This window comes from Pseudomonas sp. c313 (assembly GCF_055407145.1).
This window is the reverse complement of the sequence record NZ_JBUZRD010000005.1, coordinates 267,938-282,274: the sequence shown is the minus strand read 5'-3', so window position 1 is coordinate 282,274 and position 14,337 is coordinate 267,938. Positions and strand designations below refer to the sequence as shown.

Genomic DNA, 14,337 nt, shown 5'->3' with positions numbered 1-14,337 from the left:
TCGCAGGCGGCCTTAAAACCGCGTCAGCGCAATCACCCCCACCAACACCACTGGCCACCCCAACAACAGCCCCCGCCACAATCCCGGCGCATGCCGCAGCTCCATAAACCCGTCAGCAATCACCCAGGCCTTGGCCACCGCCAACACCAGCACCATCTCCCATAGCCCCGGCGCGCCCAGCATCACAGTTCCCACACTGAGGACCACTAGCGCGGCCCAGCAAACAATCACCAGCTGAGAAACAGACATCGCCACCTCAACGAATCACATACACCAACGGAAAAAGCACCACCCATACCAAATCCACCATGTGCCAATACAGCACGCCAGACTCGAACCCCGTCTGCCGCCCCGCCGGATAAGTCCTGCGCCGACAGCCCAGCGCCATCCAGCCCAACATCACCATCCCCAACAACACATGCAAAAAATGAAACCCAGTCAAAATCCAATACAGCGTGAAAAAAGTGCTGTATTCCAACCCAAGTCCAACAGAAACCAAGTGCCCGTACTCACCGAGCTTGATCCCCACATAAACACCGGCCACCAGCAAGCCAAGGACCAACAACCCGCCAGCCAGGCGCGAGTGCCCCTGACGAACCTGCTGCTGCGCCAACGCCGCCAACAACCCCGTCGTCAACAAACTCAAGGTCATCGCCAGCCCGGTAGAGGCATCCAACTGCCCTCGCCCCTCGGCAAACACCTCGGGCCGCAGCACCTGGGTCACGGCAAACGCCAGGATCAGAATGGCAAACACCGACAGCTCAGCGAGGATGAAAAACCACATCGCCAAATCCCCCGGCAGCTGCCGCTGGACCGTGGCCTCAGGCGAAGTGGACATCAACCACATCCATCAGCGCGGCCACGGTCTGCGGATCATCACTCAAGGATTCCGCCAGGCAGGCCATGCAGGCCTCACGGGGGTTCATCCCGGCGGCGATCAGGCGCGCAGTGAAAATCAGCAAGCGGGTGGACGCGACTTCTTCCAGATCATGTTGATCAAGGCGACGCAAGGCCTGACCCAACCTGACCACCTGGGCAGCCAGCGCGGTATCCACGCCAGCCTCACGCGCCACAATCCGCTCCTCTTCCAACGTTGCCGGATAACCAAAGCGCATCGCCACAAACCGCTGCCGCGTACTGGGTTTCATGCCCTTGAGCAGGTTCTGGTAACCGGGGTTATAAGACACCACCAACATGAACGAGGGCGGTGCCTTGAGCACTTCGCCGGTGCGTTCCAGGAACAGCTCGCGGCGATCATCGGCCACCGGGTGCAGGACCACGGCAGTGTCCTGCCGAGCCTCTACCACCTCGTCGAGGTAGCAAATGCCGCCTTCGCGCACGGCGCGGGTCAGCGGGCCGTCCTGCCACCAGGTGCCCTGGGCACCAATCAGGTGGCGGCCGATCAGGTCGGCGGCGCTAAGGTCGTCGTGGCAAGCGACCGTGTACAGCGGCAGTTTCAGCCGGTGGGCCATATATTGGACAAAGCGGGTCTTGCCGCAGCCAGTGGGGCCCTTGATCAGCACCGGCATGCCGTGGCGCCAGGCATGTTCGAACAGGACCTGTTCGTTGTTCAGCGGTTGGTAGAAGGGTTCAAGCGGTTCGGGGAGAGTCATCGCACACCTTGGATCGACGCGGGTTTGAGGGCCACGCTACGGGCGCCTGCGACAACCTGGCAAGCCGTACACCAAGCAAACTTGATCGCCGTCAAGCGAGCAATCACCCGCCTCGTCATAGTCTCCTATGGCACTAAGAACCTGCGCTCTACCCTGCCGTCGCCGGGCATCGCAAAGGTCTTGCCTGAGGAGATATGGAATGCTGACTCGCAACAGAAAACCTTTCGCCCTGAGCCTAGCCAACCTGAGTTGCGCATTGGCCCTGGCCCTTTCGACGCACGCTTTCGCCGCGCAACCGGCGGCTGCCATGCCCATGGTCAAAAGCCCCGGCGCGCCGGATTTGAGCCAGGCCGAGTTCGACGCTTCAAAACAGATTTACTTTGAGCGCTGTGCCGGTTGCCATGGTGTGTTGCGCAAGGGCGCCACCGGCAAGCCACTGACTCCGGACATCACCCAGGCCAGGGGCCAGGCTTATCTGGAAGCGTTGATCGCCTACGGCTCCCCCGCCGGCATGCCGAACTGGGGCACCTCCAATGCGCTGACCAAGGCGCAGATCACCAGCATGGCCAGCTTCATCCAGCACACCGCGCCGACACCGCCGGAATGGGGCATGGCCGAAACCCTCAAGACCTGGAAAGTACTGGTCAAGCCCGAAGACCGCCCGAAGAAACAACTCAACACGCTGAACCTGGAAAACCTGTTCTCCGTGACCCTGCGCGACGACGGCAAAATCGCCCTGATCGATGGCGACAGCAAGAAAATCGTCAAGCTGATCAACACAGGCTACGCCGTGCACATCTCGCGGATATCCGCCTCGGGCCGCTACCTGCTGGTGATCGGCCGCGACGCCAAGATCGACATGATCGACCTGTGGCCCGCCGAGCCGACCAAGGTGGCCGAGATCAAAGTGGGCATCGAAGCGCGTTCGGTAGAGACCTCCAAATTCAAGGGTTATGAAGACAAGTACGCGATTGCCGGTTCCTACTGGCCGCCGCAGTTCACCATCATGGACGGCGAAACCCTGGAGCCCAAGCAGATCGTCTCCACCCGTGGCATGACCGTCGACAAGCAGGAATATCACCCCGAGCCCCGTGTGGCGGCGATCATCGCCTCCCATGAATGGCCGGAATTTATCGTCAACATCAAGGAAACCGGCAAGGTGATGCTGGTCAATTACCAGGACATCAAGAACCTCACCATCACCACCATCGACGCCGCACCGTTCCTTCATGACGGCGGCTGGGACAGCACTCACCGCTACTTTATGACGGCGGCGAACAACTCCAACAAGGTTGCGGTGATCGACTCCAGGGAGCGCAAGCTCACCGCCCTGGTGGACGTCGGCAAGACCCCGCACCCCGGCCGTGGCGCCAACTTTATCCACCCGCAATACGGCCCAGTCTGGGCCACCAGCCACCTGGGTGACGGTGGCATCTCGGTGATCGGCACCGACCCGATCAAGCACGCCCAGTACGCCTGGAAACAGGTGGTCTCGCTCAAGGGCCAGGGCGGCGGCTCGCTGTTTATCAAGACCCATCCCAACTCGCGGCACCTGTACGTCGACACCACCCTGAACCCGGACACCAAGCTCAGCCAGTCGGTCGCCGTGTTCAATATCGACAATCTGGACGCTGGCTACACCGTGCTGCCGATTGCCGAGTGGTCAGGGATCAAGCAAGGCGCAATGCGCGTGGTGCAACCGGAATACAACAAGGCCGGCGATGAAGTGTGGTTCTCGGTATGGAGCGGCCAGGAAGAGGAATCGGCGCTGGTAGTGATCGATGACAAGACCTTGAAGCTCAAGAACGTGATCAAGGACAAGCGCCTGATTACGCCGACTGGAAAATTCAATGTCTACAACACCCAATTCGACATTTATTGAGCTTCATCAACAAGAGGCAACCCAATGAAAAATATCCTGCTTGCTCTGTGTGCCCTCAGCGCTGCGCTGAGCCTGCCATCCGCATTCGCCCAGGATGGCGCGGCACTGTTCAAGAGCAAACCCTGCGCGGCCTGCCACACCATCGACGCCAAGATGGTGGGGCCAGCGCTCAAGGAAGTCGCTGCGAAGAACGTCGGCGTCAAGGACGCTGCCACCACCCTGGCCAGCCGCATCAAGAACGGCACACAGGGCAACTGGGGCCCGATTCCAATGCCGGCCAATCCGGTGACGGATGACGAAGCCCTGATTTTGGCCCAGTGGGTATTGACCCTGAAATAAACACAAGGAGCACGCCATGAAAACATCGATGATCGGTTCGGCAATGGCGTTGCTCTTCCTCATTCCTGCGCCGGTGCATGGAGCACCGGCGCCGTCACGCCAAGTCCAGCTGGAACACCTGCTGACCCAGGACTGTGGCGCCTGCCACGGCCTGCACCTGACCGGTGGCCTGGGCCCAGCCCTGACTCGCCAGGCCTTGGCCGGGCAAACCCGCGATTCATTGATTGCCACCGTGACCTACGGTCGCCCTGCCCTTGCGATGCCCGGTTGGGCACCCCTGCTCAGCAGCAACGACATTGCCTGGCTGGTGGATCGCCTCCTGCAAGGAACCTCTGCACCATGATCCGTCCACTGTTTGTCTCAATGGCCGCGGGCCTGTTGTTGTCGGCCTGTGTGCAACCGCCGTTGCGCGGTTCCGGCGACCTGGGGTTGGTGGTGGAACGCGCCACGGGCAGCCTGCAAATTATTGAAAGCAGTGGGCTAACCACGCTGGCACACATCGACGGCCTGGGTGATCTGTCCCATGCCTCGGCGGTGTTCTCACGGGACCAGCGCTACGCCTATATCTTCGGGCGCGACGGCGGGCTGACCAAGGTTGATCTGCTGGGGCAGCGCATCGATAAACGCATCATCCAGGGCGGCAACAGCATCGGCGGCGCCATCAGCCAGGACGGCCGCTTGATCGCCGTGTCCAATTACCAGCCAGGCGGGGTCAAGGTGTTCGATGCCGTGACCTTGCAGCAAGTGGCAGATATTCCGGCAACGCCCCTAGCCGATGGCAAGCGCTCGCGGGTGGTGGGCCTGGTGGATGCGCCGGGCCAGCGCTTTGTGTTCAGCCTGTTTGATACGGGCGAAATCTGGAGCGCCGACTTCAGCCAGGGCAACACCCCGGCCATCACCCGTTTCGAGGGCATCGGCCAGCAACCCTATGACGCACTGATCACCGCCGACGGCCGCTATTACATGGCCGGGCTGTTTGGCGAAGACGGCATGGCCCAGCTCGACCTGTGGTACCCGGAGCACGGGGTCAAGCGCGTGTTGGCCGACTACGGCCGAGGCCAGGAAAAGCTGCCAGTCTACAAAATGCCCCACCTGGAAGGCTGGGCCGTGGCCGACAACCAGGCGTTCGTGCCCGCCGTGGGTCGTCATCAGGTGCTGGTGATGGATGCCCGCACCTGGCAACAGACTGCCGCGATCCCGGTGGCTGGCCAGCCGATTTTTGTCACCGCCCGCCCCGATGGCCGCCAACTGTGGGTCAACTTCGCCTACCCGGACAATGACCGAGTGCAAATACTCGACAGCGAAACCCACCAGATAGTCGCCGACCTGCGGCCCGGCCCCGGCGTGTTGCATATGGAATTCACCGGGCGCGGCGAGCAACTGTGGTTATCCGTGCGCGACGGCCAGCAGGTGCAGGTCTGGGACTCCTATCGTCTGACCTTACTCAAGACCCTGCCAGCAGACAGTCCCAGTGGAATTTTCTTCAGCAGTCGCGCACAAAAAATGGGGTATTAAAGATGGAATTGGATGAACTCAGCAGTCGCCTGATCGACCGCTATCAACACAACATGCCGCTGTGCGCCGAACCCTACCGGGAGATGGCCCAGAGCCTGGATTGCAGCGAGGCCGAGGTCATGGCCTGCCTGCAACGCCTGAAACTGGCGGGAGCCCTGTCGCGCATCGGGCCAGTGTTCGATCACACCCGCGCTGGCGCCAGCACCCTGGCCGCCCTGGCGGTACCCGCCGAGCGCCTGGAACAGGTGGCAGCGCGAATCAGCCAGTACCCGGAGGTCAACCACAACTATGCCCGCGAGCATCACTACAACCTGTGGTTCGTACTGACCGGGCCTAACCGCCAGCACCTGGAACAGGTCCTCGACGAGCTGGAAAAAGACACCGGTCTTACTCCCCTCGATCTGCCTATGCTCAGCGCCTACCGTATCGACCTGGGATTTTCCCTGGGAGTCCACTCGTGATTACCCCGCTCAACCAAGAACAACAACTCGACCTGCGCCAATGCCTGGAGCGAGGTTTGCCCAGGGTTTCACGGCCCTATCAGGACCTCGCTGAACGGATCGGTGCCAATCAGGATCAGGTGTTGCAGCAGGTACAGCAATGGCACGAGCAAGGCCTGTTTCGCCGGGTCGGCCTGGTGCTCAACCATCGCGCCTTGGGCTTTGTCGCCAACGCCATGCTGGTGCTTGACGTACCCGATGCGCTGATCGATGAAATCGGCCAACGCCTGGGCCGTGCAGCGGGTGTTGCCCTGTGTTACCAGCGTCCCAGACGCCTGCCCTACTGGCGCTACAACCTGTTCTGCATGGTCCACGGTCGGGAACGCGAAGCAGTTAAAGCGCACATCCAGGCCATGTTGAAAGAGCAATTGCTCGGCGACTTGCCCCATCAACTGCTGTTCACCACTCAAGCGTTCAAACAATGCGGCGGGCGTTTTGCACCCCCCTCGTCACAGGTATGAGCCCATGGATGACCTCGACCGGCTGTTAATCAATCGTCTGCAACTGGGGCTGCCGCTGGTGCGTCATCCCTGGCAAGTCGTGGCCGAGGAACTGCACAGCACACCGGACGAATTGCTCGACCGCGTCCACCTGTTGCTGGAAGACGGTGTGCTCACCCGCTTTGGGCCGATGTTCGACATCGAGCGTCTCGGCGGAGCCTTCACCCTCGCCGCGCTGGCGGTGCCAGAACCTCGCTTCGAGCAGGTGGCCGCCCAGCTCAATGAACTGCCGCAAGTGGCCCACAACTACCGCCGAGAGCACCCCTGGAACATGTGGTTCGTGCTGGCATGCAGCACGGCCAAGGACCTGGCCGAGACCTTGTCGCATATCGAAACCATCACCGGGCTGGAGGTCCTCAACCTGCCCAAGGAGCAAACCTATCATGTCGGTCTATATTTCCCGGTTTGACGAAACCCTGGCGCAACGCTTGATCCAATTGACCGAGACCGGCCTGCCGTTACTGGAAGATCCCTGGGCCTGGCTCGCCGAACAGTTGGACATCAGCGTCGAATCCACCCTCGACCTGCTCAAGCGCCTGCAAGGCGAAGGGGCGATCCGGCGAATCGCGGCGGTACCCAACCATTACCGCATCGGCTATCGCCATAACGGCATGACCGTCTGGGACGTGACCGATGAGCAGATGCCGCGCCTCGGTGAGTTGATCGGCGCCCAGCCCTTTGTCAGCCACTGCTATCGGCGGCCACGGCGCACCGATTGGCGCTACAACCTGTTCGCCATGGTTCACGGCCGCAGCCGCGAAGAAATCGACAGCTACCGAGAACACCTGCGTTTTTTGCTGGGGGATGCCTGTACCGCCGATGAGATGCTGGTGAGCAGCCGCATCCTGAAAAAGACCGGTCTGCGCCTGACGCCTGCGCCATGCTGAATTGCATGCTTTAGAAGGAACACCTTATGCTGAGGATCAGTCATTACCTGCGCACCCTCGCCGGCCAATGCCCGCCGCCCCGCCTATCGTCCCCTGGCAGCAACCGTGCCCCGGTGGTGATCTGGAACCTGCTGCGGCGCTGCAACCTGACCTGCAAGCATTGCTACGCCACCAGCGCCGACAGTGTGTTTCGCGATGAGCTGGACACGGCCGCCGCCCTCAAGGTGATCGACGATTTGCATGAAGCCGGGGTCAAGGTATTGATCCTCTCCGGCGGCGAGCCGCTACTGCGCGACGATCTGTTCCAACTCAGCGCCTACGCCCGCAAGAAGGGTTTTTTTGTCGCCCTGTCGAGCAACGGCACGTTGATCGACGAGCAGAATATCCAGCAAATCGCCGACGCCCGCTTCGACTATGTGGGCATCAGCATTGACGGCCTGGAGGCGACCCACGATGCGTTCCGCCAGCTACAGGGCAGTTTCCAGCGCTCGATGCACGCCATCAACCTGTGCCGCCAGGTCGGTATCCGTGTTGGCCTGCGCACTACCCTGACCCAGGAAAACCATGCCCAGCTTCCGCAATTGCTGGCGCTGATGCGTGAATACGATGTGCAGAAGTTCTACCTGTCGCACCTCAACTACAGCGGGCGCGGTAAACGCAGCCGTCAGCTCGATGCCCACCGGCAAATGAGCCGCGATGCCATGGAGCTGATTTTCCAGCAGGCCTGGAGCGATATCCAAAACGGCGTGGACAGCGATTTCGTCAGCGGCAACAACGACGCCGATGCGGTGCTGTTGCTGCAATGGGTACACCGCCACCTGCCGGAACACTACCCGCAACTTGAACAGTTGTTGCACGCCTGGGGCGGCAACGCCTCAGGCAGCGGCATCGCCAATATCGACAACACCGGTGAGGTGCATCCCGACACCTACTGGTGGCAACACTCGGTGGGCAATGTGCGCACCACGCCGTTCCGCAGCCTGTGGCTGGATCAGCCTGACCCGTTGCTGCTGCGCCTGCGCGAACACCCACGTGTGGTGGGCGGCCGCTGCGCCGACTGCCGTTGGCTGGACATCTGCAATGGCAACACCCGAACCCGCGCCTGGGCCGACGGCGACCTCTGGGGCCAGGACCCCGGTTGCCACCTCAGCGACACAGAAATCACCCGAACACTGCCCAACCTCATTCCTTGCTCGGCATGCTGAACCACCGGCCGACTACCTGGCGAAACAGCCGGGGGCGGCAAACCTGATGATGAACCAAGGAAGTCTCATGCACTCATCTCCCCTTGTAATACCGAGCGTCCTGCACAGTTCCTTCAGCCCCGGCGAAGTGGCCCTGGTGGGGGCCGGGCCTGGCGACCCGCGCCTGCTGACCCTGCGGGCCTGGAGCCTGTTGATGCAGGCCGACGCCGTGGTGTTCGACCGGCTGATCAGTGCCGAACTGCTGACGCTGATCCCCCCGACTTGCGCCCGCCACTACGTCGGCAAGGCCAGCGGCTACCACTGCCTGCCCCAGGAACAGATTAACGAATTGCTGGCGGATTTGGCTGACCAGGGCCAGCGCGTGGTGCGGCTCAAGGGCGGCGACCCGTTTATCTTTGGCCGTGGCGCCGAGGAGCTGGAGTACTTGCTGCAACGGGGCATTTCCTGCCAAGTGGTTCCGGGCATCACCGCCGCCGCCGGCTGCAGCGCCTATGCTGGCATCCCGCTGACCCACCGCGACCTGGTCAATTCATGCCGGTTTGTCACCGGGCACCTGCAACGCAATGGGGCATTGAATCTGCCCTGGGACAGCCTGGCGGACGGCAGCCAGACCCTCGTCTTCTACATGGGGCTGTCGAACCTGGCGCTGATCTCGGACCGATTGATCGCCGCAGGTTTACCCCCTGATACCCCGGCGGCATTGATCAGCAATGGCGCTCGCGCCGATCAGCAGGTAAATCGCGGCAACTTGCGCCAACTGCCGGCCATGGCCATGGCGTGCGAACCCGGCGTGCCGACGCTGACGGTGATCGGTCATGTGGTGAATCTGTTTGCCGATGCGGCCCTGCAATACCCGGCCAGCCTTGCGCCTGGACAACCAGCCAAGTCCAGGGTGGCGGTATGAAACGCCTGCTGCTGGTGCCGCTGTTGTGGGTCAGTGGCGCCCATGGCGCACTGGATGCCGCCGCGGACTATCGAGAACACTGCGAAAGCTGCCATGGCATCAATCGCGTCGGCGGCACAGGCCCGGCCCTGTTCCCGGAAAGCCTGGGGCGGATCAAATCGGCCGAAATCCGCCAGGTGATCCAACAGGGTCGCCCCGCCAGCCAAATGGCGGCATTCGCCTCGGTGCTCGCACCTGCGCAAATCGACGGGTTGGTGAGCTTCCTGCAACAACCCCCGGCCACGCCTGCCACCTGGAACGAACAGGACATCCGCAGCAGCCACGCCTTGCTGGCCGATCTGCGGCAACTGCCGAGCATCCCGCAGCACCACGCCGACCCGCTGAACCTGTTTGTGGTGGTGGAATCGGGCGATCATCACATCGACATCCTCGACGGTGACCGCTTTGAAGTGCTGGACCGCTTCGCCTCGCACTTTGCCGTGCACGGCGGGCCGAAATTTTCTCCCGATGGCCGCTTTGTCTACTTTGCTTCCCGTGACGGCTGGATCAGCCTTTACGACCTGCACAACCTCAAGCTGATCGCCGAAATCCGTGCCGGGCTCAACACCCGCAACCTGGCGGTGAGCAAGGACGGCCGCTGGGTACTGGTGGGCAACTACCTGCCGGGCAATTTGGTGGTGCTGGATGCCCGCGACCTGTCGTTGGTCAAAACCTTGCCCACACATTCACGGGTCAGTGCCGTCTACACCGCGCCGCCCCGCAACAGTTTTATCGTCGCCCTCAAGGACGTGAATGAAGTCTGGGAGCTGTCCTATACCGACGCCCAGCCCAGCTTCGAACCCCGGCGCATCCAGGCCCAGGACGTGCTCGACGACTTCTCGTTCTCCCCGGATTACCGCCAGTTGCTCGCGACATCGCGCAAGGCCGGCGGTGGTCAGGTGATCGATCTGGATTCAGGCAAAGTGGTCACCAACATTCCCCTGGCGGGCATGCCGCACCTGGGTTCAGGCACCTACTGGCAGCGCAATGGCCAATGGGTGTTTGCCACGCCCAATATCAGCAAGGGCCAGATTTCGGTACTGGACCTCAAGACCTGGAAGCTGATCAAGGAGATCCCCACCCTGGGGCCTGGCTTCTTCAGGCGCAGCCATATCAATTCGCGCTATGTGTGGAGCGATGTGTTCTTCGGGCCGGACAATGACGCCATTCACTTGATCGACAAACAGACCCTGGAAATCGCCCACACCCTGCGGCCGATGCCCGGCAAGACTGCTGCCCACGTTGAGTTCACCCGTGATGGCCGGTATCTGTTGCTGAGCATTTGGGACACTGAGGGTGCGCTGATTGTCTATGACAGCCAGACGCTCAAGGAGATCAAGCGCATTCCCATGAACAAGCCGTCAGGCAAGTACAACGTGGGGAACAAGATTGAGTTTGCGCAGGGGACGTCGCACTGAAGGCGAGCCAGGGGGTATTGAGTACCTATCCGTTACCGCAGAAACGGATAGGTACTCAGGCCTTTGATCTGCGACAGCCTTCAAACCGTGCGAGAAAACTGGCCTTTCTGCTCCCCTCCCAAATACGCATCAAACGCCATCGCCACACTGCGTACCATCAACTGCCCCTGAGGCAGCAACTGCACCGCGTCATCGTGGATCTGCAACAAGCCATCCCCTACCTGCTCATCCAGCAGTGAAAGCGCCTGGGCAAAATACTCGGTAAAGCGAATGTCATGCCCCGCCTCGACCCCGGCAAATTCAATACGCCCGTGGCACATCAAGCCATTGATCACCTCGCGGCGCAGCACATCATCGGCGTTCAACCGATAACCGCGTTGCACTGGCAACAAACCCGCGTCGATACGTGCGTAGTACTGGGACAGTTCCTTGACGCTCTGGCTGTAGCTGTCGCCAACTTTGCCAATGGCCGATACGCCCAGGCCAATCAGGTCGCAATCGGCATGGGTCGAGTAACCCTGGAAGTTGCGCTGCAGGGTGCCATTGGCCCGAGCCAACGCCAACTCATCCTCGGGCAAGGCGAAGTGGTCCATGCCGATGTAGACATAGCCGGCCTCCGTCAGGCGGCGAATGGTCAGTTCCAGCAGCTCCAGCTTGCGCTCCGGTGGTGGCATGTCTTCGGGGCGGATCATGCGCTGGGCGCGGATCTGCGTCGGCAAATGGGCGTAGCTGTACGCGGCCACGCGGTCGGGGCGCAGGGCGATGAGCTTGCTCAAGGTCACGTCGAAACTGGCCACGGTTTGCAGCGGCAGACCATAGATCAAATCGACGCTGATGGACTTGAACCGCGCCTCGCGGGCCGCTGCCACCAGTTGCAGGATCTGTTCCTCGCTTTGCACTCGATTGACCGCCGCCTGCACATCCGGGTCAAAGTCTTGCACGCCGAAGCTCAAGCGATTGAAGCCCAGCCGGCGCAGGTTTTTGATGCGTTCGACGCTGATGGTGCGCGGGTCCACCTCAATGGAAAATTCGTGCTGGTCGCTGTCATCCAGGTTGAAGCCCTCCCCCAGGCTGGCCATCAACTCAGCCAACTGCTCATCGTCCAGGTACGTCGGCGTGCCGCCCCCCAAATGCAACTGGGTCAGGGGCCGCGAACGGTCGAACAACGCAGCCTGCATCTGGATTTCCCGCTTAAGGTAAGTCAGGTACTCCACCGCACGATGGGTCTTGCGGGTGATGATCTTGTGGCAGCCGCAGTAGTAGCAAAGGCTCTGGCAAAACGGGATATGGATGTACACCGACAGCGCCTTGGGCGCCACGGCCTGGTTGCTGGCCTGCACCGCCTGGTGGTAGTCATCCAGGGCAAAGGCTGAGTGAAACTGTGGCGCCGTTGGGTACGAGGTGTAGCGCGGCCCCGGGCGGTCGTATTTCTGCACCAGGGCCCGATTGAACTCAAACGCAGTCATGGTCGATGGTCTCGTCATTGGAGCAAGGAGGGACAACGCTGCCGGTGCGACCAAACAGCGCGCAGAGCGCGTCCACCTGGCGGCGGCCGGCAGGCAACACACAGAGAAAGCGCTCGGACAAGTCGATCTGGCCATCGCGGTGCAACTGCTCCAGCAGCGGCCAGATAGTCGAAAAATAGCGGGGGAAAATCAGCCCGTAACGGCGCTCGACTGCCTGGATGTCCAGCTCCAGGTCGCAGGCCAGGCGCTCCATGACGTGCTGGCGAATCTGGTCGCCGGCCTCGCAGCGCCAGCCGCGGGCGGTGGCCAATAGGCCGTTGTCCAACTGCTGACGGTAGACCTGCGGATCGTCACTGTTCTGGGCATATAACGTACCGATCTGGCTGATCGCGCCCAGGCCAAAACCGATGTGATCGCAGTACCCATGGCGGGTGAAGCCCTGGCAATTGCGGCTCAGGCACCCACGCTCCTGAGCCAGCGCCAGGTCATCGTCGGACCGCACGAACTGCCCCAGGCCGATGTAGTGATAACCCGCCGCTTCCAGGTGCCGGAAAGCGCTTTGGCGCATGGCGCTTTTATCCGCATCGCTCGACAGCGCTCGCGGTGCCTGTTGCTGATAGCGCCATGACGCCTGGGCGTAGTCGAACACCTGCAGGCGGTCTGGCTCCAGGGCGATCAGGCTCGAAAGCTTCGCCTCGAAACTGGCGATGGTTTGCCAGGCATGGCCGTAGCCCAGGTCGACGTTTACCGAGCGAAAACCGAAGGTGCGCGCCGCGTCAATCAGCGACTGGATCGGCGCCGGGTCCTGGTAGCCGCCTGCCAGCGGAGTTTCGACGTCGTCACTGGCATCGGGCACGCCGATGCTGACGTGGTTGAAGCCCAGGTCGCGCAACACGCCCATGGTTGCCCAGTCGATTTGCTGGGGATCGAGGTCGATGCTGTAGTCACCCTGATCGTGGTCAAGAAAATGCAAACGGCTGCGCAGGTGCGCCATCAAGCGTTGCAGGTCGGCTATTGCCGGAGTGGCGCCACCCAGATGGAATTGATCCACCGGTTGACGGCTGCCCAGGTGACAACCGATTAGGTGGATTTCCTGCTCCAGGTAACGCAGGTAGTCGTCGCAAGCGTGGGACGCCGGCCATTGCAGGTTCAGCGCCAGGGGTCGCTGCCGCTGGCGGCTGTCGCGCAAGGCACGCAACAGGTCCAGGGAGCCGACGCCACTGTGAAACTTGCCAATGTCCACCTTGCCCTGATCCAGCACACCTGGGTCACGGCGCAAGCGCCACTCGCGGTGGGGATGAATGACGGTGAGCATGGCGGTCTCCGGGTCTGGCTACGGTAGGCCATTGTCCGGTGCGACCGGACAGCGCACCTTGATATGCATCAAGACCGCAAGAATCTATGCATGAAACGGACCGACGGCTACCAGGTCACGTAGAACATGCCCTTGGCCAACAACACAATGGCGACCATATGGCAAAACAGGCTCACGTGGACAAACCGCAAGTAAGCAGCAGTCACCTGCCCGCGCCGCATCAACAGCATGGTCAACAGGAAATGCATGAGCACGCTGGTGGCGAGGATCAGCTTGAGGGTCAGCAAGGCGCCGAATGAAGAACTCGAAGGCGAAGCCAGCACCGGCAGGTATCGCAACCAGACCATGCCGCCCCCGGCGCCGAACAGCACCAGCAACACCCACGGCATCAAGGCCCTGGCGCGACGGCCAATGCCTTGCTCCACCAGCAGCATGACCCGCACCGGCAGCTGTTTGTGCAGACCGCCGAGGATCAGCACTTCAAAAAACACCGTGCCGATAAAGATCAGTGCGGCGAACAGATGGGCCAACAGGAACAGGAAATAGAGCATCAAAACCTCGCAGGTGGACTGGCCCTTATGCCAACCACTGTGCCAGATACGTCGTGGCGCGCGCCTTGATACGGGTCAAGGACGGCGGTGTCCTGACAGCGCGTGCTCGTCCTATTGTGTTGGAACGCTCGCCTCGTGCGACAGTCTGCCGCAGACTCACCCACCGCCCCGGCCTGTTAAGGTAACGCACCGTTCTGTGGCGT

The 14,337-nt window shown here is 61.6% G+C and carries 17 protein-coding genes; 11 read left to right on the top strand and 6 right to left on the bottom strand.

Annotation, left to right across the window (positions count from 1 at the left end; all coding sequences use genetic code 11):
• Window positions 1-12 precede the first annotated feature (12 nt).
• From ACZRKZ_RS17535 to ACZRKZ_RS17525, 3 genes are read right to left on the bottom strand one after another with little or no spacing between them, the layout of a single operon-like run.
• On the bottom strand, window positions 13-249 hold the full coding sequence (locus ACZRKZ_RS17535; protein WP_463968651.1) for a cytochrome C oxidase subunit IV family protein: 237 nt from the start codon (window positions 247-249) through the stop codon (window positions 13-15).
• A 7-nt stretch (window positions 250-256) separates the two neighbouring features.
• Complete coding sequence (locus ACZRKZ_RS17530) at window positions 257-838, bottom strand: cytochrome c oxidase subunit 3 (protein WP_463982242.1); 582 nt, start codon at window positions 836-838, stop codon at window positions 257-259.
• Window positions 822-1,613 (bottom strand): AAA family ATPase, encoded by a 792-nt coding sequence (locus ACZRKZ_RS17525; RefSeq protein ID WP_133100949.1) that lies wholly within the window; start codon window positions 1,611-1,613, stop codon window positions 822-824. The genes ACZRKZ_RS17530 and ACZRKZ_RS17525 overlap by 17 nt, the downstream gene beginning before the upstream one ends.
• A 199-nt stretch (window positions 1,614-1,812) precedes the next feature.
• On the opposite strand from ACZRKZ_RS17525, the gene ACZRKZ_RS17520 reads away from it, so the two are divergent.
• The 11 genes from ACZRKZ_RS17520 to ACZRKZ_RS17470 all read left to right on the top strand — a co-directional run bounded on the left by ACZRKZ_RS17520 (window position 1,813) and on the right by ACZRKZ_RS17470 (window position 10,802).
• Window positions 1,813-3,495, top strand: a complete 1,683-nt coding sequence (locus tag ACZRKZ_RS17520; RefSeq protein ID WP_463968654.1) for a cytochrome D1 domain-containing protein — start codon at window positions 1,813-1,815, stop codon at window positions 3,493-3,495.
• Between the two features lie 24 nt (window positions 3,496-3,519).
• A complete protein-coding gene (locus ACZRKZ_RS17515; RefSeq protein ID WP_463982241.1) occupies window positions 3,520-3,834 on the top strand; it encodes a c-type cytochrome in 315 nt (104 codons plus the stop codon).
• 16 nt (window positions 3,835-3,850) lie between these two features.
• A complete protein-coding gene (locus ACZRKZ_RS17510) occupies window positions 3,851-4,177 on the top strand; it encodes a c-type cytochrome (RefSeq protein WP_463982240.1) in 327 nt (108 codons plus the stop codon).
• Entirely contained in the window at window positions 4,174-5,349 is a 1,176-nt protein-coding gene (locus tag ACZRKZ_RS17505; protein ID WP_463982239.1) for a cytochrome D1 domain-containing protein, read from the top strand. Before ACZRKZ_RS17510 ends, ACZRKZ_RS17505 begins: the two co-directional genes overlap by 4 nt.
• A gap of 2 nt (window positions 5,350-5,351) precedes the next feature.
• Window positions 5,352-5,810 carry an Lrp/AsnC family transcriptional regulator gene (locus tag ACZRKZ_RS17500; RefSeq protein WP_463968657.1) on the top strand — a complete coding sequence of 153 codons (459 nt, stop codon included), beginning with the start codon at window positions 5,352-5,354 and terminating at the stop codon, window positions 5,808-5,810.
• Window positions 5,807-6,310, top strand: coding sequence for a siroheme decarboxylase subunit beta (ahbB, locus tag ACZRKZ_RS17495; protein WP_463982238.1), 504 nt, complete (start codon window positions 5,807-5,809; stop codon window positions 6,308-6,310). Before ACZRKZ_RS17500 ends, ahbB (ACZRKZ_RS17495) begins: the two co-directional genes overlap by 4 nt.
• Before the next feature lie 4 nt (window positions 6,311-6,314).
• Entirely contained in the window at window positions 6,315-6,758 is a 444-nt protein-coding gene (locus ACZRKZ_RS17490) for an Lrp/AsnC family transcriptional regulator (RefSeq protein ID WP_463968659.1), read from the top strand.
• The gene (gene ahbB, locus ACZRKZ_RS17485) at window positions 6,733-7,236 is read left to right on the top strand and encodes a siroheme decarboxylase subunit beta (RefSeq protein ID WP_149412375.1); all 504 of its coding nucleotides are present in this window, start codon (window positions 6,733-6,735) and stop codon (window positions 7,234-7,236) included. Before ACZRKZ_RS17490 ends, ahbB (ACZRKZ_RS17485) begins: the two co-directional genes overlap by 26 nt.
• A gap of 26 nt (window positions 7,237-7,262) precedes the next feature.
• Window positions 7,263-8,441, top strand: coding sequence for a heme d1 biosynthesis radical SAM protein NirJ (gene nirJ / locus ACZRKZ_RS17480; RefSeq protein WP_463982237.1), 1,179 nt, complete (start codon window positions 7,263-7,265; stop codon window positions 8,439-8,441).
• Between the two features lie 67 nt (window positions 8,442-8,508).
• The gene (gene cobA, locus ACZRKZ_RS17475; protein WP_463982236.1) at window positions 8,509-9,345 is read left to right on the top strand and encodes a uroporphyrinogen-III C-methyltransferase; all 837 of its coding nucleotides are present in this window, start codon (window positions 8,509-8,511) and stop codon (window positions 9,343-9,345) included.
• A complete protein-coding gene (locus tag ACZRKZ_RS17470; protein ID WP_463982235.1) occupies window positions 9,342-10,802 on the top strand; it encodes a cytochrome D1 domain-containing protein in 1,461 nt (486 codons plus the stop codon). The genes cobA and ACZRKZ_RS17470 overlap by 4 nt, the downstream gene beginning before the upstream one ends.
• 80 nt (window positions 10,803-10,882) lie before the next feature.
• Here ACZRKZ_RS17470 and hemN read toward each other — a convergent pair whose 3' ends face one another.
• From hemN to ACZRKZ_RS17455, 3 genes are all read right to left on the bottom strand, one after another.
• Window positions 10,883-12,268, bottom strand: a complete 1,386-nt coding sequence (hemN, locus tag ACZRKZ_RS17465) for an oxygen-independent coproporphyrinogen III oxidase (RefSeq protein ID WP_463982234.1) — start codon at window positions 12,266-12,268, stop codon at window positions 10,883-10,885.
• Window positions 12,255-13,583, bottom strand: coding sequence for an oxygen-independent coproporphyrinogen III oxidase (locus tag ACZRKZ_RS17460; RefSeq protein ID WP_463982233.1), 1,329 nt, complete (start codon window positions 13,581-13,583; stop codon window positions 12,255-12,257). The genes hemN and ACZRKZ_RS17460 overlap by 14 nt, the downstream gene beginning before the upstream one ends.
• A gap of 107 nt (window positions 13,584-13,690) precedes the next feature.
• Window positions 13,691-14,134 (bottom strand): CopD family copper resistance protein, encoded by a 444-nt coding sequence (locus tag ACZRKZ_RS17455; RefSeq protein ID WP_463982232.1) that lies wholly within the window; start codon window positions 14,132-14,134, stop codon window positions 13,691-13,693.
• Window positions 14,135-14,337: the final 203 nt, after the last annotated feature.